This window comes from Pseudomonas imrae, assembly GCF_046352735.2.
Taxonomy (GTDB): domain Bacteria; phylum Pseudomonadota; class Gammaproteobacteria; order Pseudomonadales; family Pseudomonadaceae; genus Aquipseudomonas; species Aquipseudomonas imrae.
Genome location: NZ_CP110853.2, coordinates 2594268 through 2617654 on the forward strand (window position 1 = coordinate 2594268; position 23387 = coordinate 2617654).

A 23387-nucleotide genomic window follows, 5' to 3' on the forward strand; every position below is an offset into this window, starting at 1 on the left:
ATAGCGGCTTAGGTTACGGCAATGTCGGCGGCAAGGAAGCAGTGAGTGATGAAGTCGCAAACCCGTGGGACACTCGAAATGATCTCGGCCATGGTCATCTCCGGCACGGTAGGCTGGTTCGTCATTATGTCGGGGCAGGCCCCGGAGGCTGTGGTGTTCTGGCGTTGTTTGTTCGGGGCCCTGGCGATGCTGGTCGCGTGCCTGGTGCTTGGGGTGCTGCGCCGGTCCCTGATCACCGCCCGGCAGTTCATTCTGGTGTGCCTGGGCGGGGTGGCGCTGATCCTCAACTGGGTGCTGCTGTTCAGTGCTTACAAACATTCCTCTATCGCCATTGCCACGGTGGTCTACCACGTTCAACCGTTCATGCTGGTCGGTCTGGGTGTGCTGTTTTTCGCTGAACGCCTCAGCGCCGTTAAGGTTGGCTGGCTGCTGTTGGCCTTCGCCGGGCTGATGTTGATCGTGTCCGCCAAGGGCAGTGGACAGTCCACTGCCACCGACTACTTGCTCGGCGTCTGCCTCGCCCTGGCTTCGGCCTTCTTCTATGCCGTGGCGGCGGCGATCACCAAGCGCCTCAAGGACTTGCCCGCGCACCTGATCGTGCTGATCCAGATGGTGGTAGGTGTGCTGGTCCTTGCCCCGTTCGTGGATTTCAGCAGGGTCGATACGGTCGAGGGCGCCTGGACATACTTGATCATTATCGGCGTGGTCCATACCGGGCTCATGTCGACCCTGCTTTACAGCGCCATCCAGAAAATCCCCACGGCGCTGGTCGGCGCACTGTCGTTCATCTATCCGATCGTCGCCATCCTGGTCGACTGGGTTGCCTTCGCCCATCCGCTCAGCGGCCTGCAAGTGCTTGGCGCGAGCGCGATCCTGCTGGCGGCGGCGGGCATGAATTTTGGTTGGTCGCTGGGCCGTGCCCCGCGTCAGGAAGTGACGTAGGGCCTGGCGCGACACCGCCCGCCATCTGAACCATCGTTAAATCAAGGGAGTTGATCGTGACTGTGATCTTGTGTGGCCTGGGAGGCTGCCTTCCGCCTCAGATAATTGACAATCAGCAAATTTCCAGCGGGCTGGATACCACGCCCGAATGGATAGAGTCGCGCACTGGCATCCGTGAGCGCCGAATGGTCAGTGACGGACTGAGCATGCTCGACCTGGCAATCAAGGCCGGCGCCCGGGCACTCGCCTCGGCAGAGGGGCGGGCGGTGCAGGCGGTGGTGGTCGCGACCACCTCGCCCGAGCGCATCTGCCCGGCGGTAGCACCGGAAGTGGCGTCGGCGCTGGGCCTGGGTGACATCGCCGCCTATGACATCACCTCTGCCTGCAGTGGCTTTGTGTATGGGCTGGCCACTGCTTCCGGCCTGATTGCCGCAGGTATCGCCGACAGTGTGCTGCTGATCGGTGCGGAAGCTTTTACCACCTTCGTCAACCCGCAAGACCGCGCCACCCGGCCGATCTTTGGTGACGGTGCCGGTGCGGTGGTCCTGCGCCGTGGCGAGGCGCATGAAGCCGGTGCCCTCGGTTGCTTCGACCTCGGCAGCGACGGTGCCCGTTCGGATTTGCTGGCAATTCCCGCCGGCGGCTCGCGGCAACGTTCGGCCAGCGCCGGGCTGGGCCATGAGGGGGTAGCGCCGGGTGATTTCTATCTGCACATGGACGGTCGCGCGGTCTATGAGCAGGCCGTTGCACGCATGTCCACATCGGCCCAGAGCGTGCTGGACCGCTCGCACTGGTCGATGGACCAGATCGATTGGTTCGTCGGTCATCAGGCCAATGTGCGCATCCTGCAGTCCGTGGCTTTCGAGCTGGGCCTGCCCGCAGAGAAGGTGGCGGTGAATATCCAGCGCCTGGGCAACACGCTGACGGCCTCCATCCCGCTGCTGCTCAACGACCTGGCCCTGCGCGGCGACCTCAAGGCCGGTCAACGTGTGTTGGTGAGTGCATTCGGCGCGGGCCTCTCGTGGGGCTCGACCGTACTGCGCTGGCCGCAACTGACTACCCGCAACAGCGAGTGGCAGGACTGATTCAGACTTTTCCCAACCTACAGTTCCACACAACAGGAGTCATGTGATGACCGTAAGTAACGAAGCGATCGCCCAAGCCATTGCCGCGCGTTTCAACATCGAAGAAAGCCGTATCGTCCCTGATGCCTCCCTTGAGGACCTGGGTTTCGACTCGCTGTCGCAGGTCGACCTGGCCCAGTTGCTGAGAAAAAAACTCGGTGTACAGATCAGCGATGCACAGCTGTCGGAGGTCGCCACTGTCGGTGACGTTCTGGCGCTGGCCAACGGTAAGGCGTAATGGCCGCCGAAGCGGTGGTTGTGACCGGTATCGGCCTGGTCACACCCGCCGGCATCGGCCTTGAGGCGAACTGGCAGCGGGTGGTGGCAGGTGAAGCCACGGCCGCGCCGGACAAGACCCTCGAAGCGATGCCGGTGGAGATCTCGTGCCGCGTGCCGAGTTTTGACAGCGCCTTGCTGGGCGTCAAGAACCCCTGGCAGTGGGACCGTTATGCGCAGTTCGCCTTGCTGGCGGCGCGCCAGGCCCTGGCGGATGCCGGTCTCGAGGCCTGCAGTTGGAAAGATGAGAGCCGTGTGGCGGTGATCATCGGTTCTGGCGCAGGGGGCACCGCCACCCTGGAGCAGCAGCACGCCGTGTTGCTCGCCGAAGGGCCTGACGATGTGTCCTCGCTGACCCTGCCCATGGGCCTGCTGAACATGGCCGCCGGACAGGTTGCCATTGAGCTGGGCGCGCGTGGTCCGTGTCTGGCTCCGTGTTCGGCGTGTGCGTCGGGGGCTTCGGCGCTGGGCATGGCCAAGGACCTGATCAACCGTGGGATATGCGACATCGTGGTGGCCGGCGGTGCGGAAGCCCCGATTACACCGCTGTATGTTTCCGCGTTTGCCAAGATGCGCGCGTTGTCGCGCAACACCGATGCCGTCGGTGCATCGCGCCCGTTCGATGCCGCGCGCGACGGCTTCGTCATCGGTGAAGGCGCCGGGATGTTCGTCCTTGAGTCCGAAGCGCATGCCCGGGCCCGAGGTGCGCACGCCCGCGGGCGTCTGCTCGGTTATGGCGCGTCGGCAGATGCGCATCACGTCACCACGCCCCATCCCCAGGGACTCGGTGCCCGTTTAGCCATGCAGGCAGCGCTGCGCGACGCCGGTATCGAAGCCAGCGCCGTGGATTACGTCAACGCCCATGGCACGTCGACGCCGGGCAACGACGTGATCGAGTCGCACGCCATCGCCGAGGTGTTCGGTGCTCGCATGCTGGTCAGTTCGACCAAAGGTGTCACCGGGCATCTGCTGGGTGCCGCCGGTGCTATCGAGGCGGCCTACACCTTGCTCGCGCTCGAGCACGGCCTTGTGCCGCCGACGGCCAACTTGCGCAATCCCGACCCGCAGATAGCCGTTGACCTGGTCCAGGGCCAGGCGCGCGCGCAGCCAATCAAGGTGGCGCTTTCCAATTCGTTCGGATTTGGCGGCCAGAATGTCTCACTGGTGTTCGCCGCCTGAGACCTCGCCGCTCATTGCACAGGACATGTCATGACTCATCCAAGCATCCCGGGAACTGTCGCCCCCTCGGCGCGCGACGAACTGCGCGACCTGCTATTCGCCGGCACGTTCGAGAGCCATCACCAGAGCATTCGCGACGTGCTGCTCGACCCGATCTTCGACCCGCAGCCGGACCTGAACATGGAGCAGGCCGGACGGTTGGCCTATGCCCGCAGCCGCCATGTACACGCGGCGCTCGAACGCCCGCTGCAGATTCTGGCCAACCCGCGTCGGCTGTTTGCCCTTGCGGAATGGCCAAGCCTGCTGGACGTTGCCAGCTTCTCGCTGCTGATGGTCCACTACAACCTGTGCCTGGGCACGGTATTCGATCATGCCCAGGGCCGTCCCGACATCGCGGGGTTCACCGAGGCGCTGGACGAACTGACCTCATTCGGCCCCTACATGGCGACCGAACTGGGTTTTGGGAATAACGTCGCGGCGTTGCAGACCGAGGCCGTGTATGACCGCCATAGCCAGACGTTTACGCTCAATACGCCCAGTGCCAGCGCGCAAAAGTACATGTCCTATAGCGGGTTCGGCGATATCCCCAAAGTCGCGACCGTGATGGCGCGCTTGAAAATCGAAGGCAAGGATCACGGCGTATTTCCGTTCCTGATCAGGCTGTCCACTGAAGAGGGCTTATGCCCTGGTATCCGCGCGGCCTTGTGCCCCGAGAAGCCGGTGCAAGGGCTGGACAACGGCCTGACCTGGTTCGACAACGTGCGTGTACCGCGTAGCAGTCTGCTGCACGGCGACATGGGCTACTTCGCTGAAGACGGCAGCTTTGTCCTCGGCGCGGGCAACGCCCGGTCACGCTTCCTGCGCGCCATGTCGCGGATCGTGCCAGGCCGTTTGTGCGTCGCCAGTGCCGCCCAGGGCGCAAGTCGCGCGAGCCTGTACATCGCGTTGCGCTATGGCCAGCAGCGGCTGACCAACGCCCCCGGGACCAACGACATGCCGGTCATCGAATACCGCAGCTACCAGCGTGCGATGTTCTCGGCACTGGCCAGCACCTATGCGATGACGCTGCTGCTCAATGAAGCCAAGGCACGTTTCCTGGCCAATACAGCTGAGCCGGCTGCCGATGTCGTCAGCCTGATCAACATCACCAAGGCACTGGCCACCTGGGATGCAACCGCCGTTATCGCCGAGTGCCGCGAGCGCTGTGGTGCACAAGGTATTTTCAGCGTTAACCGCATCGCCGATTACGGTTCCCTGCTGCAAGGTTTGGTGACGGCCGAAGGTGACAACCTGGTGCTGCTCGCCACCGTCGCCGGCCAACTGCTCGCCCAGGCCTGGCAAGGTCCGTTGCCGCTGCGCCCGGCCCCAGCGCGGCGTCTGGCCGAGCCAGAGTGGTTGATCGCGGCTATCGCCTTTCGCGAATACCAGCTGTGGCTGACCGTTCGCGAGGAGATGAACGCTGACGAGCGCGGCTATTTCGAGGTGTGGAACGACGCCATGAATCCCGGTCTGGAGCTTGCGCGTCTGCGCGGTGAACGTGTGGCCCTGGAGCAACTCTGGAGTGCCTCGCTGCATGCGCAGCATGACGAGGCCAAAGCGGCGCTCAATGGCCTGGCATCACTTTATGGCCTTAATCTTCTGCAGCGTGACGCCGCTTGGTTCCTGGCACATGAGCTTATCGACGCCGGCCAAGCCCTGTCGCTGCCAGGTCGGATCGACCAACAGTGCGCAGCCCTGCGCCCACACGTGACGACCCTGATCGACGGTTTTGCCCTGTCCCCTGAGTTGCTGCGCGCGCCCATCGCTCAGGACGACTACATCCAGGCGTTCTGCAAACAGGTGCGCGCCAATGTCGACTGATACCGCCAGCGCACGCGTTGCCCCTTCGGCCACTGCGGAGACCTCCATGTCCGTACACATTTATCAATGCCCCGTCCGTTGGTCCGACATGGACGTGTATGGGGTGGTCAACAATGTTTCGTTCCTGCGCTTGCTGGAGGAAGCGCGGGTGGACTTCATCTGGCGCCTGGGCGCGGAGCAGGGCGATGCCTTCTTCAGCGGCGGCTCCGTGGTGGTCAGGCATGCGATCGAGTACAAGCGCCCGCTGGTCCACCGCCACGAACCCGTGGCCATCCATATGTGGGTCTCAGAAGTTCGTGCCGCCGCCGTAACGATCGAGTATGAAGTGCGCGACGGCGACACGTTGTGCGCCCTGGCAGCGACCACCATGGCGCCATTCAATTACGAGGGGCGCTACCCGCGCACCATGAGCGATGAGGAAACGGCGTTTTTCGAACGTTTCCTCAATCCACGCAAGGCGCTGTCATGCGCCTGCTGAGGGTCGGTGCACCGGGGCGCGAGCGCCCCTGCGCAGTCGGCGTCGATGGCTCGGTTCGGGACCTCAGTACTTGGGTCGATGACTGGACCGGGGCAGCGCTGGCCGTGGTGGCAATGGAGGCGCTGTCGCGGCGCTTCACGCTGGAATGGGCGCAACTGCCGCAGGTTCATATCGAGCACGAACGCATCGGCCCGGCATTGCGGCCGGGGCAGATCCTGTCGATCGGCCTGAACTACCACCGGCATGCCCGGGAGGCCGGAATGGCGGTGCCGGAAGAGCCGATTGTGTCGAGCAAATCGGTGCATGCGTTGGGAGGCCCGTTCGATGACCTGGTGCTGCCGCTCGACGGCGACAAGACCGACTGGGAGGTGGAGTTGGGTGTGGTCATCGGGCGTCGGGTCCAGTACCTGGCCACGCCCGCTGACGCGGCCGCCTGCATCCTGGGTTACTGCACCGCCAATGACCTGTCCGAACGCAGTTGGTTATTGGAACGGGGCGGGCAATGGATCAAGGGCAAGTCATTCGATGGGTTTGCCCCGCTGGGACCGTACCTGGTGACGGCCGATGAGGTGCCGTCGCCCCAGTCGTTGGAATTGATCTGCCGGGTCAATGGCGAGGTCATGCAGCGTGACAGCAGCGAGGACATGATCTTCGACGTGCATCACCTGATTCATTACCTCAGCCGCTTCATGACCCTGCACCCTGGCGACGTGATCCTCACCGGAAGCCCGGGCGGCATGGCATTGGGGCGACCAGACCAGCCGTTTCTGCGCGACGGCGATGTGGTCGAGGCCGAGGTAGTCGGCCTGGGCGCGCAGCGTCAAGTATGCCGCGCATTCTATAAGGAAGTGACATGACCCAACTCGCCCAGACCTTTACCTGCACGGTACTGCGTGAAGCGCCGGCCGAGCTGATCGAGGCACTCGCGGCACGTTTCGATGAGCGCTGTTCGACCGTTACGGCCATACGTGAGCAGCATGGCCGCGACGAATCGGCGTATGTCGATGCGCCGTTGCCCCAGGCCGTGGTGTTTGCCCGCAGCACCGAGGACATCGTTGACACCGTGCGCTTGGTGGCCGCTCACCGCGTACCGCTGATCGCTTACGGTGCCGGATCGTCGGTCGAAGGCCATCTGCTGGCGGTGCAGGGCGGCATCAGCCTTGACCTGAGCCAGATGAACCAGATCCTGGCGATCCATGCCGAAGACATGAGCGTCACCGTGCAGCCGGGCGTGACCCGCCGCCAGCTTGAAAAAGCCTTGAAAAGTACCGGTCTGTTCTTTCCCATCGACCCGGGTGCCGATGCGTCCATCGGTGGCATGTGCGCCACGAGTGCCAGCGGGACCAATGCCGTGCGCTACGGCACGATGAAAGAGAATGTGCTGGCCCTGCAAGTGGTCACCGCTGGCGGCGATGTTATCCGTACCGGTACCCGCGCGAAAAAAAGCAGTGCCGGGTATGACCTTACCCATTTGATGGTTGGCAGCGAAGGTACCCTGGGCATCATCAGTGAGATCACGTTGCGCCTGCACCCGGTGCCGGAGTCGATCTGCGCTGCGGTGTGTTCGTTCGACAGCATCGACCAGGCGGTGAACGTGGCGATCCAGGTCATCCAATCCGGTATCGCCGTGGCGCGAATCGAGCTGATCGACGCCAACACCGTGCGCATGGTCAATGTGCACAGCAAACTGGAACTGCCGCAGACGCCGATGCTGTTGATGGAGTTCCATGGCAGCGAACTGGGTGTGCGTGAGCAAGCGCAGGCCGTGGAAGAGATTGCTGGCGAGTGGGGCGGCCAGGCGTTTGAGTGGGCGACCAGCGTCGAGGCGCGTCGGCGGCTATGGACGGCCCGGCACCATGCCTATTTTGCCGCGATTCAATCGCAGCCCGGCTGCCGCGCAATCAGCACCGACACTTGCGTGCCAATCAGCCGCCTCGCCGAATGCCTGCTTGAGTCCATCGCTGAAGTCGACGCGACGGGCCTGCCGTATTTCCTGGTGGGGCATGTGGGGGACGGGAATTTCCACTTCGGCTACTTGATTGACCCTGACGACCCTCAGCAAAGGGCATTGGCCGAGTCACTGAACGATCGGCTGGTGGCACGGGCCATTCGGCTCTCGGGCACCTGCACCGGCGAACATGGTATCGGGCTGCACAAGCAAGGCTACCTGGTCGACCAGGCAGGTGCAGGCGCCGTCGAGATGATGCGCGCGATCAAGCGCACGCTGGACCCGCACAATATTCTCAACCCCGGAAAGATCTTTTCCTTCGAAACACCTGCCAGGGAGGCGCGTCCATGACCGATAAATCCAACGAGGCCGGTAGCCCAATGCGCACGGTTCTGGTAACCGGCGGTTCACGCGGGCTGGGTGCCGCGGTAGTCGAAGACCTGGTGGCACGTGGCCTGAACGTGTGTTTCACCTACCTCAGTAATGCGGATCAGGCCGAACAATTGGCGGCCTCCCTCGGTACCGACCGGGTGCTGCCGGTGCGCGCCGACGGGCGTGATGCCAATGCTATCGAGCAGGCGGTAAAGCGTTGCGTGGCGCACTTTGGCGCCCTCGAGGGTTTGGTCAATAACGCCGGTATCACCCAGGACCGCAGTGCGTTGGCCATGAGCGCCGAACAGTGGCACAGCGTGATCGGCAGCAACCTCGACAGCGCATTTCATGCCTGCAAGGCGGTGTTGCCGCTGTTCGTCGAACAGGGCTTTGGTGCGGTGGTGAACATGGCCTCGATTTCCGGGCTGATCGGCGTCCCTGGGCAGGCCAACTATTGCGCGAGCAAGGCGGGTTTGATCGGTATGACGCGCTCAATGGCAGTCGAATTTGCCGCCCGTGGCGTGCGTCTCAATGTTGTCGCACCTGGGTTCATCGACACCGATATGACACGCAAGCTTAACGAGCGACGGGTGGCAGAAATGGAAAACCGCATCCCCATGCGTCGCTTCGGCACCGCGCAAGAGGTGGCCAAGGTGGTGGCTTTTCTGTTGTCGCAGGACGCGGCCTACGTGACCGGCCAGGTCATGGTGGTGGACGGTGGCCTGGTGACCTGAGCGGTCGGCTGAGCACTCGCCGGAACCGGGTGCCGACGCGCTACTTTGAATTTTTCGGAGCCTATCAACATGACAATGGATGCCAGACTTGGGGGCGTGCAGCTGGGTGTTGCGCTGCAGCTTCCCGTTGACGTCGACCCCGAGGAAACCAAGGAATGGCTGGACGCCTTTGATGGCGTCGTGCACCACGTTGGAGTGGCGCGCGGGCGCTACTTGTTGCAGCGCCTGATCAAGCAGGCCGGGCGTTGCGGCATAGCAGCGTCTACCACATTGCGCACCGCTTACTGCAACACGCTTCATCACAGTGAGCAGGGACACTTTAGCGGTGACCTGGAACTGGAGCGCCAGTTGGCGGGATGGGTCCGCTGGAACGCCATGGCTATGGTGGTCCAGGCCAACCGCCGTCATGGCGAGTTGGGTGGTCACATTGCCAGCTACGCGTCGGCGGCCGACCTGTTCGAGGTGGGCTTCAATCACTTCTTCCGCGCCGGGCCCAGCGGTGAAACCAATGATCTGGTGTTCTTCCAGGCGCATTCGGCGCCGGGCATTTATGCGCGCGCTTTCCTCGAAGGCCGCTTGAGCGAGCGCCAACTGGCCAACTACCGGCGCGAAGCCGGCGGTGAGGGCCTGTGTTCCTACCCCCACCCATGGTCAATGCCTGATTTCTGGCAATTCCCAACCGGTTCCATGGGGTTGGGGCCGATCAGCGCCATCTACCAGGCCCGCTTTATGCGCTACCTGGAGCATCGTCACCTGAGCCCATCGTCGACACGCCACGTCTGGGGCTTTTTCGGCGACGGCGAGATGGACGAGCCTGAATCGCTCGCGGCGCTGGGCCTGGCGGCACGTGAAGGGCTCGACAATCTGACCTTCGTGATCAACTGCAATCTGCAGCGCCTCGACGGCCCGGTGCGTGGCAACGGCAAAGTGATTGAAGAGCTTGAGGCGCAGTTTCTAGGGGCCGGCTGGAACGTGGTCAAAGTGCTGTGGGGCAGCGAGTGGGATGCACTGCTCGACCAAGACCATGATCGCGTGCTCCAGCATTACCTGGACATCACCGTCGATGGTGAATACCAGTCGCTCTCCACATTGGACGGCGCGGGCAGGCGTCAACGCTTTTTCGCCCGGCACCCACGGTTGCTGGAGAAGGTCGCGCACCTGGATGACCACCAGCTGGAGCAAATGCGCCGCGGCGGCCACGACCCCTTGAAGATTCACGCCGCCTACACCGCCGCGCTGGCCTGCAAGGGCCGCCCGACGGTGATCCTGGCCAAAACCGAGAAGGGCCATGGCATGGGGCGCTGGGGGCAAGGCAAGATGATCGCGCACCAGCAGAAACAGCTCGACGCTGAGGCGCTGTTGGCGTTCCGCGACCGCTTCGCGCTGCCCCTGAGCGACGAGGATGTTCATGCTGCTCGGTTGTTCAAGCCTGAAGCCGACAGCCCTGTGATGCGCTACCTGCACAGCCGCCGCCAGGCCCTCCACGGCTACCTACCGAGCCGCAGCAGCGTTGCAGTGCCTTTGGAAACGCCGGCGGCCAGTGAGTTCGCAGGCTTTGCATCAGTGGGGGAAAGCAAACCGATGTCCACCACCCTGGCATTCGTGCGCATGTTGGGCACATTGCTCAAGGCCTCGGTGTTAGGCGAGCGCATCGTGCCGATTGTAGCCGACGAGGCGCGCACGTTCGGCATGGCCAATCTCTTCCACAAGTACGGTATCTATTCGCCCCAGGGCCAACTTTATATACCCGAGGACAAGGATTCTATCGTGTCGTACCGCGAGGCTCGCGATGGTCAGATCCTTGAGGAAGGCATCACCGAGGCTGGGGCGATGTCTTCATGGATCGCAGCAGGTACCGCCTACAGCACCCACGGCATGGCGATGCTGCCGGTGTACATTTTCTATTCCATGTTCGGCTTCCAGCGTGTTGCCGACTTGATCTGGGCCGCGGCTGACCAGCGCACCCGCGGCTTTCTGATCGGGGCGACGTCAGGGCGCACGACCCTGGCCGGGGAGGGGTTGCAGCATCAAGACGGTTCAAGCCATGTTGTCGCGGCGACCGTGCCCAACTGCCGAGCCTACGACCCGGCGTTTGCCGGTGAATTGGCAGTGATTGTGGACCATGGGCTCAAGTGCATGCTGACCGCCCAGGAGGACGTCTTTTACTACCTCACCGTGACCAATGAAAATTACCTGCAACGGTCGCTGCCGGATGGTGCCGAGGCGGATGTGATCAAGGGCATGTACCTGCTCGACACACTGGACGCCGGGTCGGACGCACCGTTGGTGCGCCTGCTTGGAAGCGGCGCGATCCTCAATGAAGTGCTGGCGGCGGCGAACCGGCTGCGCGAGCAATGGGGCGTGACGGTGCAGGTCTGGAGTGTCACCAGTTTCAGCGAGCTTGAACGCGATGCCAGGTCTGCCCAATACGCGCGTCTGGCGGGTGCGCAGACGACACTGGGACATGTCGAGCAATGCCTGGGCGGGTCCGCGCCGGTCGTGGCGGCGACGGACTATGTCAGGGCCTATGCGCAACTCATCGCTCCCTATGTCAGTGCGCCGTTCAAGGTGCTGGGCACGGATGGCTTCGGCTGTTCAGACACCCGGCGAGCCCTGCGGCGTTACTTCGAGGTGGACAGCCAGGCGATCTGCCTGACGGCTCTGCAGGCACTGGTGGAGCAAGGACGCCTGGCCGCAGACACGGTCGCCAAAGCCCGTCGTGTCATGGACGGTACGGATAATCGCCATGCTTGACCGCCGTGGATAGCCAGGATTGACCTGGGTAGTGTTCCAACTCAGCTACCTGTGGCTGTGGCTGGTGTGGCAGGTGCTGTCATATGACCTTGAGGGTTGGCGTACCTTGCTGGTCGCCACCCATCTGGCTCAGCAGCAGTGCCTGCAGCTCTTTTGCGGGCCGTTGTGAGTGCCCGGTCATCCAGCGTTTAAGTGTGCGACGGCTTGAATCAAAGACTCTCAGGGTCGCCAAAGAACATCTGAATCCGCGACCGCAACCACCGCTCGCCCGGATCATTGTCCTGGGATCCGCGCCATGCCATGTGCAGTTCAAAGGTGCGCACTGGCAAGGGTGGGTCTTCGGCGCGCAGGCCGCCGGCGGCGGTCAGGGCTTCGGCGGTATAGTCCGGGACGGTGGCGAGGATATCGGTGCCTGCCAGCAGTGTCCCCAGCCCGTTGAACTGTGGGACAGCCAGCACCACATGGCGTTTGCGGTCGAGTTTTTCCAGTTCTTCATCAATGAAACCGCTCAGGTCACCGGCAAACGAGACCAGGGCGTGGGGACGGGCGCAGAAGTCATCCAGGCTCAGGGCGCCGGGCATGGTGTCTGCGCGCAGCATTTTGGGCAGGCTGCGACGCAAGACCTTGCGCTTGGCGTTGGCCGGCAGGTCGGTGGTATAGCTGACGCCAATGGAAATTTCCCCGGAGGCCAGCAGGCCCGGCATCAAGATGTAGTTGACGCGACGTACCACCAATACGATGCCCGGCGCTTCGGCGCGTAGGCGCTTGAGCAATTGGGGCAACAAGGCGAATTCCACATCATCCGAAAGGCCGATGCGAAACACCGCAGTGCTGGTCGCCGGGTCAAACTCGGCGGCACGGCTGACGGCGGTGGAGATTGAATCCAGTGCCGGGGAGAGCAGGGCGAAGATTTCCACCGCCCGGGCGGAGGGCTCCATGCTGCGCCCGGTGCGCACAAACAGCGGGTCATCGAACAATCCGCGAAGGCGTGACAATGCGGCGCTGATGGCTGGCTGGCCAAGGAACAATTTCTCGGCGGCGCGGGTCACGCTGCGCTCATGCATCAAGGTTTCGAATACGATCAACAGATTGAGGTCGACACGTCGCAGGTCGTTACGGTTCATCTTGTGTCCCAGGCGGCGTCAGCAAACTTGACGAGAGCGGCCACATAAGAACAATGGCCAGCATGAATCTTACGGGGAAAGGCTGGTACTCTGCACCGGCTAATTCAGTTTTCCTACGTTGCCGGCGGTAATTTCCGAAGGTGCGAATCAATGACAGACATGTCGACTATTAACGCTGACCGGTGGTCTTGCCCGGAAAGCCCAGATAGAGTTCATGGCATTAGAGGTTATTTTGGCGAGGTTTGCGATGTCCCGCACGATCCGTTTTCACAAGTTTGGTCCGGCCGAGGTGCTCAAATGCGAAGAGCATGAAGCCACGTTGCCCGCACCGGGCGAAGTGCAGGTGCGCGTCGAGGCGATTGGCATCAGTTGGTACGATATTCTCTGGCGCCAGAACCTGGCGTCCTCCCATGCACGCCTGCCGTCAGGCCTGGGTCATGAAATGGCAGGCGTAGTGATCGCGGTGGGGGATGGGGTCGATGACCTGGCCGTAGGCGACAAGGTCGCCAGTTTCCCGGCCGAAAGCCCCAATGATTACCCGGTATATGGCGAACAGATCGTTTTGCCCCGTTCGGCCTTGACTCGTTACCCGGACGTCCTGAGCCCGGTGCAAGCGAGTGTGCATTACACGCCATTGCTGATTGCCTACTTTGCCTATATGGATCTGGCCCGGGTCAAACCCGGCCAGTTCGCCTTGGTGACCGACGCCAGCCACTGCGCCGGCCCCTCGTTCGTACAGTTGGGCAAGGCACTGGGTGCGCGGGTGATTGCGGCAACCAAAACGGCTGACGAGCGCGAATACCTGCTATCCCTGGGGGCCGAGAAGGTCATTGTCACCGAAGAGCAGGACTTGCTGATGCAGATCAACAAGTTCACCGACAATCGTGGTGTCGATGTGGTGTTTGACGGCCTGGGTGGTCCGCAGATGTCGCTGCTCGGCGATGTCCTGGCACCGCGCGGCAGCCTGGTACTTTATGGCTTGCAGGGCGGCAACCAGACGCCTTTCCCGGCCTGTGCGGCGTTTCAGAAGAATATTCAGTTTTTTGTGCACTGCATCGGCAATTTCACCGGCAAGCCGGAGCTGGGCATCATCCAGGACCAGGTCGCGCTGCAACGTGCCTTGCGTGACATCAATCAATTGACTGCGGACCGTGTCTTGGTGCCGCTCAAGACGCGAGTGTTTCCCTTCGGCGAGTTCGTCCAGGCCCATCGTTATATGGACGAATGCCCATGTCGTGAGCGGGTTGCGTTGCAGGTCGAAGCTGTTTGATCTGTGGGAATGTTCGTAAATGGGTATTTTTCTTACGCTCCTCGTGAGGCTAATACGCCATTTAGAAGGACTGAACCTACGCAAGTCCTAGGAATGTAACTTCGGGTTCCCCCCTTCAATTCCTGCTCCTGATGCCGTCGCCGCCCTGGATCCCAGAGCGGCGGCGTTTTGCATGGGCGCAGACTTTTGCCCGTGGATAACAATCTGCACTGGTTTTCGTGCCGGCTCTGTATCTTTTAATCATTATTCAAGTGCCGATAATTGCAGGGCCACTTTCATCTCAGGGACTGAGCACTGAAGGGACACACTCGCGCTCGTTTTATGGCGCACCGTAACTAATGCTGATCTGCATGAGTCGACCTTAGAGGGGATTTCGTTGGAAGTTTTCAGTAATCGAAAAAACTGTCTATTTGCTTTAGACGGTATATGTGTCGGAGTCCTCTTTAAGTTTCGTGCTCGAAAGGGGTAGGGAGCTGTAGGACTTTTCCTAGGAGTGCGAAAGGTGGCATGGACACGTCAAGGCCCGAGTTCCCCGCCTGGTTTTCAGGGTTTTGCCGTCGTGCGTTCCAGCTATCGTCTGTTGTGCGGTACGGATACTTGGAATGCGGGACCGTGTCGCAATAGGCGTTCTCTGCATAAGAAATAATTCGGGCAAGCCTAAGTGAAAGTTTGTCGGAAACGGATCGTTAATCTCAGGTAACAAGACTATGAGCGCTATTCACGAACAAGCCATGAACTATGTTTATCAACAAGTCTTGCAGCGCTTGCTGGGGCACTTTTCCCGGGAGGAGCGCACAGTACTTCAATTATTGATTCAGCGGTTAATTGTGGCGGCAGGCGGTATTGAACATATTGGTGAGTATAAAGTCCTGCTCGTCCACGGCGCAGGCAAAGGCAGTAGTTATACATTGGCGTTTTTGCGGGCGGCACAGTTAAGCATCGCTGGGCGTGCACCGAAGAGCTTCCAACTGCGGGTCGCCACTTTGCGACATGTCGGCATGACACAAACGGTGCTCGATAACATTCACCGTGGTTATAGCGCATTGTTTCTCTATGACGACCCAAGGGTCGAGTTGCTGACGGTGGAAAACCAGGAGGTGTTGCCGTTCAATCATCTGCGCCCGGTTTGTGTTGCTGCCCAGGATGCCAGTCGGCGCAACATGCTGATGATCGGGCATAAAAATGATGGGGATATCTGCGCCAGCCTGTGCAACGACGGCTATCTGTCCCTGGGGGACTTCTATCAACGCGTCACCTCGTGCAATGGCGGGGTGCACGCCTTGGTCAGCAGCGATTCGCCGCGCAAGCAGAACCGATACCTGGCGTGGCTGAAGAGAACTACCCGGGGGGTGATTAGTGAAGATCGTGGGGTCCGGCCAATCTCGCTCAGTGCGTTATTCGCGGATATGGATGAGCGCCGTGCGGCTTATTATCACGAAATTTATGGCCCGCACTACCAGTCGCCTCTTTCAACATCCAAAGAGCATGATCGCCGCCTTGCCTACATCGGCATTGCTGATTTGGCGGGCAACACCAACAGGATCGCCAGGCACCTGTTGAACGATTTCATGGGCTATAAGCCCGATGCCTTCGCCTTTCGATTCAGCCGTCCTGCGTACGCCAACCCGCTGTTGACCGCGCACTTGCGTGGGTTGCAAGCCGAGGTGTTGCGGGGGGGCGATTACCGGCAAGGAGCGATGAGTTTCGCCGAGAAGGCCATTGCCTTTTTGTATGGCAAACAGATCCTGGAGTTGTCGAGCATTCAGGTTGGCACGAAGGAGGGGCGCATGCTGGCCGCCACTTATGCCCGAGAGTTTTACAACCTTGAAGAGGCCCAACTGGTCTGTCTGCTGTATTCGCCATTTCTCCAGCAAGGTCAAAAACTCGAAGTATTCTTGCGGCGCTGCCATCCCGGCATGTTGGTGGCGTTACCGGAGTTGCATAAAGTCCTGCAGGGCAAGCCCGGTGCCGAGATGATCCAGCAGTGGGTGGTGCATACCAGTGGATTACCGCTGGAGCTTTTGCAGCATCTCTATCGCACCTCTTTGCCGACCGACGAACCGTGTAGACCTCACGATCAATCCAGGGGCCAGGGGCGCTGAGGGGCCGGGGAGTGAATGGTTCGCTCGGGCAGCAGCGCTCATGAGATCGGGCAAGCAGGCAGATTTTGCCTACCAGGCGGTCTATCGCTACATGATTGACTTGATCAACGAGGTCAGCCCGGACGTACGGGTCAAACTGCCCTCCCTGCGGCACTTGGCAGAGCGTCTGAATGTGTCGATTTCGACCGTTCAATACGCGTATTCCTTGCTGGAAAAGGAGGGTAGGGTGTACTCGGTTGCCAAATCGGGGTACTACGCATTGCCCGTGTCCGCGCCAGCTTCGTACTGCACCGACGCAGACTTACTCGAACGCCTCTATGCCGGCACCCGAAGGCCCGGAATGCAAGTACTCAGCGCCGATGAGCCCGCGCAGCTGCTTTCGCTGGACGCGTCCTTGTTGCAATTGGAGCGTGAACTGCTACGCCGGCATCCGCTTCAGCTGCAGCCCTATTCCCAGCCTTGTGGTATCTGGGAATTGCGCACCGCGCTGGCGGCCCGCTATACCCAATCTGCGACGCGCTGCTGGCAGGCCGATGATGTTTATGTCGGCGCTGACCTGAGGGGTGTTCTGGAGATTCTGATTGAAGTGCTGGGACTCAAAGGTGCTGCCGTTCTGGTGGAATCGCCCTGTGATTGGCTCATCCTGCGATTGCTGCGAGACGCTGGCGTGCGTGTGATCGAGTCTCCTTGTGACGAAAGCGGCAAGCTTGATTTGATGCAGCTTGAGCACTTGCTGCGCACCGAGTCAGTGCATCTGGCCTTGTTCTCATCGACCGCCAGCCTGCCACCGCAGGAGCGCCCGCACGCCGCGCGACTCCTGGAGCAGCAGGGATGTTGGTTGCTGGAAAACGACATTCATGGCGAGCTGGTGTTCGACCCGTCCACCCACTTTCTGCGGGACCTGGTGAACCCGGGGCGGCTATTGGTGTTTTCCACGTTCGAGAAGTTCATCGGGCCAGAGGCGCCTTACGGGTATCTGCTATCAAGGCACTTGAGCGCGCCCTTGCAGCGTCAGTTCCTGCTGCGGGCGTTTCGTTTGTCACCGATCCGCCAGCGCGCGATTGCCCGGCTTTACCAGAACGGTCGTCTTGATCAACATTTGCGCGCGTTACGTACATTGCTCAAGGAGCAAGCAATATTGATGGATGGGTACCTGCAACGATATTTGGGCGCCCGTTTAAGCTATTCCATGCCCCAGGCTGGGGCCACTTTCTGGCTGTGCTCGACCCAGACTGTGGACATGCGCCGGGTATTCGAGCACCTGCTTGCCCGGCAGGTGGTCATCGCGCCGGGAGAGCTGTTCAGCGTCAGCGGCCTTTATCCGCAGCACTTGCGTTTGAGTCATGTTTTCAATGGCAATCACTCGCTTGATCGGGTGATGGAAGCGTTGGCCGAGGCGCTCAAGTACGGGCGGATCGGCTAAATCGAGTTGCATGGGAGGAATCGTCTGTTGTTGTAGGATAGATAACATCGCTTGGTGGTCGAACTCTCAGTAAACTGCAATTCTTTTACGAATCCTTCTATTTCCAGAGGTTTTTGCATGACTCTCAGTCCTTTTGCGGGCAAACCGGCGCCAACCCAGTTGTTGGTGGATATCCCGCGACTGGTGACGGCCTATTACACCGGCCAGCCTGATGCAGCGATCTCTACCCAGCGCGTAGCCTTTGGTACTTCGGGCCACCGTGGCAGCTCCTTTGACTTGAGTTTCAACGAATGGCACGTATTGGCTATCAGCCAGGCCATTTGCCTGTACCGTGAAGCCCAGGGCATCAACGGCCCGTTGTTCGTCGGCCTGGACACCCATGCGCTGTCGACACCGGCGGGCGCCAGTGCATTGGAAGTGCTGGCGGCCAACGGCGTGCATGTGATGCTCGCCGAAGGCGACGAGTACACCCCGACACCGGCAATCTCCCATGCCATCATTTGCTACAACCGTGGCCGTACCAGCGGCCTGGCGGATGGCATTGTGATTACGCCGTCGCACAACCCGCCGCAAAGCGGCGGCTACAAGTACAACCCACCCAACGGTGGCCCGGCGGATACCCATGTCACCAAATGGATCGAAGCCAAGGCCAACGAACTGCTGGCCGCCAGGCTCGCGGGGGTCAAGCGCATGACTTACGCCCAGGCGCTGAAGGCTGACACCACGCATCGCCATGACTATCTCAACAGTTACGTCGCCGACCTTGTCAATGTCATCGACATGGACGCCATCCGCAGCGCGGACCTGCGCCTGGGCGTTGATCCGCTGGGCGGAGCAGGGGTGCGCTATTGGTCGGCCACTGCCGAGCATTACCGTCTGAACCTGGAGGTGGTGAACACCGAAGTCGATGCGACGTTCCGTTTCATGAGCGTCGACTGGGATGGCCAGATTCGCATGGACCCGTCCTCCAGCTATGCCATGCAGGGTTTGATCGGTCTCAAGGAACGCTTTGACGTCGCGTTCGCCTGTGACCCGGACCACGACCGCCATGGCATTGTCACGCCATCCGGTGGCCTGTTGGCGCCGAACAACTATTTGGCGGTGTCCATCGATTACCTGTTTCAGAACCGTGCAGGTTGGCGCGCCGATGCCGCCGTCGGTAAGACGGTGGTCAGCAGTGGCCTGATCGATCGTGTTGCCGCGCGTATCGGTCGCCGACTGTACGAAGTGCCGGTGGGCTTCAAGTGGTTTGCCGATGGGTTGTTCGAGGGTTCCCTGGGGTTCGGTGGCGAAGAAAGCGCTGGCGCCTCGTTCCTGCGCAAGGACGGCAGTGTTTGGAGTACCGACAAGGACGGCTTGATCCCCGCCCTGTTGGCCGCGGAAATGACCTCGCGCAAGGGCCAGGATCCAAGCCAGATCTACCGTGGGCTGACGGATGCGCTGGGCGAGCCGTTTGCCATTCGCGTCGATGCCAAGGCCACGCCTGCGCAGAAGGCCCTGTTGGGCAAGCTGGCGCCGGAGCAGGTTACATCCACCCAATTGGCCGGGGAGAGCATTCAGCAGATCCTCAGCCATGCACCGGGTAATGATCAGGCGATCGGCGGGCTGAAGGTCATGACTGAAAACGGCTGGTTCGCTGCACGGCCATCCGGCACCGAGGATATCTACAAGATTTATGCCGAGAGCTTTATCGGCGAGGATCACCTCAAGCGCCTGGTGGAAGAGGCGCAAGTGTTGGTAGATAGCGCCATCACCGCAAAATAGTTATTCGGGTATCGGGCACCATCCTCGCCATAGAGATGGTGCTCTGCCGGTCCCCTCAAACCTAGACTGCATCTTCACTTCATCGCCTAACTGCATGAGCGCAAAGCAATTGGCTGGAACTGGCGGAAGATTCCGGCGACCATAGCGCTCTTGTCCGAGCCAAGCATCGCAGGAGTCCGCGTGCCGCAACACACCCCCGATCTGCCTCCCGAACTGCGGCCTCTGGCCGAAATGCCCTTGTTGAAACGACTCGCCGCGCGCTTTTTCGGCCACGGCTTGACGCGCCTGCGCGCCCAGCACCGGTTTTCCTGGCTGCATGGCCAGGCTGATGGCTTTCGCAGTGGCCATGAGGCGGGTGTGGAATATGGCTACCGGGAAGGCAAGGCGGACGGCATCGAAGAGGGGCGCCAGGTACTGTTGATCCGTGACTTTCGCAGCGATGAACACCGCGCGCCGGGTATCGACGATAGCCTGTTCGACGATTGGCGCTTGCCGTTGAGCGCCGACTTGAAGAAGCGCGTCAAGGCCGATGTAGCGCGCCTGCTGCCGGCGCATGCCCAACCGAGCAGCGCCCAGTGGAAAATGATCTTCAGCGATACGCCCTCGACCTCGGTCATTGCGGGCGCCGGCGCCGGCAAGTCGACTTCTCTGGTGCTGCGTATCCTTTTGTTGACTCACTATCTGGGCTTTGAGTTGAGCTCGATGACCGTGGTGACTTTCACCCGTGAGTCGCGCAAGGACTTCGTCAACAAGCTCATGCAGATCCTCAACCTTTGGGGCCAACCTCTTGGTTTGCAAGAAGCACAGGCGGTGGTGCGCACCTTTCACTCGCGCATCCTGCCCATGGTGCGCAGCCTGCCCGGTCTCGAGCGGCTGCAAGCCTTTGAAAACCTCAATGCTCGTACGGGCCATGGCGATGACGAAGGCGACAGCAACCCGTTCGAACTACGTATCAACGACACACAGCGCCAGCAGCTCAATGCCTGTTATCACCACCTGTACGCCAGCCATCCACGCTTTCGCGAACTGATCGCGCCCCTGGCGCGCCATGCCCTGCAGCTCAAGGAGCTGGAACGCGACCATCCAGATGTGCAGAAACGGGTAGCCGTGACCGAGCTGGCGGCCAAGCGTGACGAAGACCTGTGTGATGTGATTGAAGACCTGTGGTTGCGCGCCGGTGCCTGGCCAATCAAGGGCATTGCACCCAACCGCCAGACCGTGGAGATCAACGGCGCGCAGTTCCATTGCCATGGTTACATCGCCGCGCTGGACGCTTGGGTCGTACTGGGTTTTGACCCTCGGGAGGATGCTCGAATGGTGCGTCCCGGTGCCAAGCTCACGGTTCGTGCGGAGGCGGCGGTCAAACGTACGCTGTTTCAAGCTTTCTGTCGTAAGCCACTGATATGGCTTGATAATTATGATTCATCAAGACGCGTTGCAAGTAGCCTTGCGGGAGACGCGACGGCCGGGCCAGGCTTCGATTACAAGGTCAAGGGCGAGCTGGCTTCAGCGCCGTTGCTGGACAGTTTTGTGATGGCCGCCGGGTTTATCGAAAACCTCGGCCTGGATGTACCCCACGCCGTTGGCCAAATGAGTTTTGCCCAGGACGATCCGGACCGTCTGTTCTTCGAGGCCCTGAGTATTTACTGGAAGGCCCTGGAGGATCACCTGCTGGACCAGTCGCCACCGATCATGACGTATAACCGAATGTTCTCGCTGTTCGGCGAAAACACCCCGGAAAACCTCAAGCTGCTCGGCGACGGTTTGCTGCGGCCTATGTCACACCTGATGATCGATGAGTTCCAGGATGTATCGCCACAGATCGTCTCGTGGATCCGCGCCAGCCTGCGAGAGATCCGCAGTCGCGGGCCGGCCATGCACGTGGGACGGGGTGCCCAGCATTCCTCGCTGTTGTGTGTCGGGGATGACTGGCAATCGATCTACGGTTGGCGCGGCAGCTCGCCCAAGTACTTCATGGAGTTCACCAAGGAGTTTCCATCACCGGGCACCACCCGAGTGATGCTGGGCGAGAACTACCGCAGCCATCAGCACATCATCGATGCGGCCGAGCATATCGTTAAGTCCGCACCGGCAATCAGCGGCAAAAAGGCCAAGGCCAGCGGTAGCGCAAAGGCTTTGGTACCGGTCAGTGTTCGCGAGCGGGACGATGTCGCCCTGGCGCAACAGTTGGTGACGCACTATGAGAATGGCGAAACCGTATTAATGCTGTATCGAAAAAGTAGCGATAAGCTACTGATTCAAGAGCATATTCAGTCTGTAATAAGCGCTGAATCCAGTCTGCCGCCCACAGCGCGAAGACTCAAACAACTGACGTTCCACAGTGCCAAGGGGTTGCAGGCCGATGCGGTGTTTCTGTTGGGGGATTGCCAGCATTTGACCCGTTCACCCTACAAGAATCAGGTTTACCGCATGGCAGGCCTCGGCAAGGATGCAGACGCTGAACCTTATGACAATGCCCAGCGGGATGAAGTATTGCGCCTGGCCTATGTGGGTATTACCCGGGCGGTCAGCCATTGCTACTGGTATGTCGAAGGGCAAGAGGCGGGTGTGAACGCACACAAAGCGTCTGACCGTGTTGCCAGAGACAAGCCGTTTTTTGACGATCAGCGCGCAATAACGAAGGGGTAGAAGCGAACAGGTTCGCTTCTACCGAGGCGGACTCAGGCCCGCAGCGATACAGGTGGCACAAAGGACTCCAGTTCGTCCTCGATCGCCTCGATGATTCGTTCGACATCGCTGGCATTCATCACCGTGGCGCACGGAATGCCCGCGATGGCGATCAGGGTTTCACCGCTTTGCCGGTCAAACAATCGCGCGATCATGCTGGCCGGGGCATCCATGCGCCCCTCAAAGCCTATTGGGTGAAAATGCCAGCGCATCAGTTGGCATGCATTGGGGAACGTCACTTTGTTCATGTTGCTCACCTTGTTCATTGAGCGCTTCCTTTAGCTCGCGGCAAGGGTGCCAGGTCCGACAGTGGTCCTGGCCGTGAAAGATTAAAATTAGCACTCATTCGCACTACGCATCAGTGTTTTACTCGCCGTTCGGCAGTTCTTTTCGATTAATCTGACGTGGGTCATATCTTGCCTCCAGCTGGGCAAAAGGCCATTAGTAGGCGCCATCACTTTGGCATTGAAGCACTGCGTAAAGTTGGGCAAGCTCAGGTTTTTATCCGTCCCTGAGCGTTGTATGCCCCAAGCCCCTGCGCACGACACCTCCCAACAGAGCCAAGCCACCGGCGAGGTGGTCCTGAGTCATCACTTGTGCTGGAAGCGCCGGGACCTGGATGGAGTCATCGCGCACTACCATCCCGATATCCAGTACCACGACTTCTTTCAAAACCGCGTAGTAGGTTTCGATGAGCTGCGCGAGTATTTGCGTGCCAGCATGCCTCGCGATCCCGATGAGGCCATTGAGCATACCGACCGCATCCGCACCGATGGCGATACCGCGTTCATTCAGTACCGCGTGACCTTGCGTGGTGGTCAGGGCCTGGTTTCATTTCGTACCAGCGAAGCGATCACCGTGCGTGACGGCCTGATCTGGCGGGTCAATGAATATGCTTCGCTGGTACATGAGCAGCCCGCAAGTCGTGCCCGGCCCCAGGCTACACGTCCGACCGTCAGCCGGCTGGGCTTGTCGCCCCAGCAATTGAGCTACCTGGCCAATGACTTGCAGCAATATTTCCAGGGCCTGCAACCCTATCTGGACCCGGAACTGAACCTGCAGCGGGTAGCCAGGGAGTGTGGCTATAGCCGAAACCAGATTTCCTACCTGTTGAACCAGGTGCTGGGGCAGAGCTTTTACCGCTACGTCAACCAGGCTCGCCTGCAGCATCTTCTGGCAGCACTGGACAGCGCCACGCCGCCGATTCGTATTGATGAGCTGGCGTTTGCCGCTGGTTTTAATTCGTTGTCGGCGTTCTACAGCTGTTTTCGCCAACACACGGGGTTGACGCCCAAGGCCTACGTCAAACAAATTTCTGTGCGGGCACGCGCGCAAGACGGCACCTGAGA

General features: G+C 60.7%; 19 protein-coding genes. 17 read left to right on the plus strand and 2 right to left on the minus strand.

The genetic code is table 11. The annotated features are described in order from the left end of the window. Positions 1-48 precede the first annotated feature (48 nt). The 11 genes from OQ460_RS11560 to OQ460_RS11610 all read left to right on the plus strand — a co-directional run bounded on the left by OQ460_RS11560 (position 49) and on the right by OQ460_RS11610 (position 11836). A complete protein-coding gene (locus OQ460_RS11560) occupies positions 49-942 on the plus strand; it encodes a DMT family transporter (protein ID WP_410021982.1) in 894 nt (297 codons plus the stop codon). A 56-nt stretch (positions 943-998) separates the two neighbouring features. Beyond that, positions 999-2027 (plus strand): beta-ketoacyl-ACP synthase III, encoded by a 1029-nt coding sequence (locus tag OQ460_RS11565; RefSeq protein ID WP_410017628.1) that lies wholly within the window; start codon positions 999-1001, stop codon positions 2025-2027. A 46-nt stretch (positions 2028-2073) separates the two neighbouring features. Next, on the plus strand, positions 2074-2304 hold the full coding sequence (locus tag OQ460_RS11570) for an acyl carrier protein (protein WP_007936684.1): 231 nt from the start codon (positions 2074-2076) through the stop codon (positions 2302-2304). Beyond that, complete coding sequence (locus OQ460_RS11575) at positions 2304-3521, plus strand: beta-ketoacyl-[acyl-carrier-protein] synthase family protein (RefSeq protein WP_410017629.1); 1218 nt, start codon at positions 2304-2306, stop codon at positions 3519-3521. Before OQ460_RS11570 ends, OQ460_RS11575 begins: the two co-directional genes overlap by 1 nt. A 30-nt stretch (positions 3522-3551) precedes the next feature. Then, positions 3552-5381, plus strand: coding sequence for an acyl-CoA dehydrogenase (locus OQ460_RS11580; protein WP_410017630.1), 1830 nt, complete (start codon positions 3552-3554; stop codon positions 5379-5381). Then, on the plus strand, positions 5371-5859 hold the full coding sequence (locus OQ460_RS11585) for an acyl-CoA thioesterase (protein ID WP_410017631.1): 489 nt from the start codon (positions 5371-5373) through the stop codon (positions 5857-5859). Before OQ460_RS11580 ends, OQ460_RS11585 begins: the two co-directional genes overlap by 11 nt. After that, entirely contained in the window at positions 5847-6716 is an 870-nt protein-coding gene (locus OQ460_RS11590; protein ID WP_410017632.1) for a fumarylacetoacetate hydrolase family protein, read from the plus strand. Before OQ460_RS11585 ends, OQ460_RS11590 begins: the two co-directional genes overlap by 13 nt. Then, complete coding sequence (locus tag OQ460_RS11595) at positions 6713-8158, plus strand: FAD-binding oxidoreductase (protein WP_410017633.1); 1446 nt, start codon at positions 6713-6715, stop codon at positions 8156-8158. Before OQ460_RS11590 ends, OQ460_RS11595 begins: the two co-directional genes overlap by 4 nt. Beyond that, the gene (gene fabG, locus OQ460_RS11600) at positions 8155-8913 is read left to right on the plus strand and encodes a 3-oxoacyl-ACP reductase FabG (RefSeq protein WP_410017634.1); all 759 of its coding nucleotides are present in this window, start codon (positions 8155-8157) and stop codon (positions 8911-8913) included. Before OQ460_RS11595 ends, fabG begins: the two co-directional genes overlap by 4 nt. A gap of 75 nt (positions 8914-8988) precedes the next feature. Continuing rightward, complete coding sequence (gene aceE / locus OQ460_RS11605) at positions 8989-11667, plus strand: pyruvate dehydrogenase (acetyl-transferring), homodimeric type (RefSeq protein ID WP_410021983.1); 2679 nt, start codon at positions 8989-8991, stop codon at positions 11665-11667. Positions 11668-11698: 31 nt separating this feature from the next. Next, positions 11699-11836, plus strand: coding sequence for a hypothetical protein (locus OQ460_RS11610; RefSeq protein ID WP_310658366.1), 138 nt, complete (start codon positions 11699-11701; stop codon positions 11834-11836). Positions 11837-11876: 40 nt separating this feature from the next. On the opposite strand, the gene OQ460_RS11615 is transcribed toward OQ460_RS11610, so the two are convergent. Continuing rightward, on the minus strand, positions 11877-12791 hold the full coding sequence (locus OQ460_RS11615; RefSeq protein ID WP_410017635.1) for a LysR substrate-binding domain-containing protein: 915 nt from the start codon (positions 12789-12791) through the stop codon (positions 11877-11879). A 247-nt stretch (positions 12792-13038) separates the two neighbouring features. On the opposite strand from OQ460_RS11615, the gene OQ460_RS11620 reads away from it, so the two are divergent. From OQ460_RS11620 to OQ460_RS11640, 5 genes are all read left to right on the plus strand, one after another. Beyond that, a complete protein-coding gene (locus OQ460_RS11620) occupies positions 13039-14061 on the plus strand; it encodes a zinc-dependent alcohol dehydrogenase family protein (protein ID WP_410017636.1) in 1023 nt (340 codons plus the stop codon). A gap of 707 nt (positions 14062-14768) precedes the next feature. After that, complete coding sequence (locus OQ460_RS11625) at positions 14769-16163, plus strand: hypothetical protein (RefSeq protein WP_410017637.1); 1395 nt, start codon at positions 14769-14771, stop codon at positions 16161-16163. Between the two features lie 40 nt (positions 16164-16203). Continuing rightward, on the plus strand, positions 16204-17586 hold the full coding sequence (locus tag OQ460_RS11630) for a PLP-dependent aminotransferase family protein (RefSeq protein WP_410017638.1): 1383 nt from the start codon (positions 16204-16206) through the stop codon (positions 17584-17586). Between the two features lie 117 nt (positions 17587-17703). Continuing rightward, complete coding sequence (gene pgm, locus OQ460_RS11635) at positions 17704-19350, plus strand: phosphoglucomutase (alpha-D-glucose-1,6-bisphosphate-dependent) (RefSeq protein WP_410017639.1); 1647 nt, start codon at positions 17704-17706, stop codon at positions 19348-19350. A 180-nt stretch (positions 19351-19530) separates the two neighbouring features. Next, positions 19531-21999: a UvrD-helicase domain-containing protein gene (locus OQ460_RS11640; protein ID WP_410017640.1), complete on the plus strand. Its 2469-nt coding sequence runs from the start codon at positions 19531-19533 to the stop codon at positions 21997-21999. 32 nt (positions 22000-22031) lie between these two features. Here the strand turns inward: OQ460_RS11640 and OQ460_RS11645 are convergent, their stop codons facing one another. After that, positions 22032-22304, minus strand: a complete 273-nt coding sequence (locus tag OQ460_RS11645) for a DUF1652 domain-containing protein (protein WP_410017641.1) — start codon at positions 22302-22304, stop codon at positions 22032-22034. 256 nt (positions 22305-22560) lie between these two features. Here OQ460_RS11645 and OQ460_RS11650 point away from each other — a divergent pair, with 256 nt between their 5' ends. Continuing rightward, on the plus strand, positions 22561-23385 hold the full coding sequence (locus OQ460_RS11650; protein WP_410017642.1) for a helix-turn-helix domain-containing protein: 825 nt from the start codon (positions 22561-22563) through the stop codon (positions 23383-23385). Positions 23386-23387: the final 2 nt, after the last annotated feature.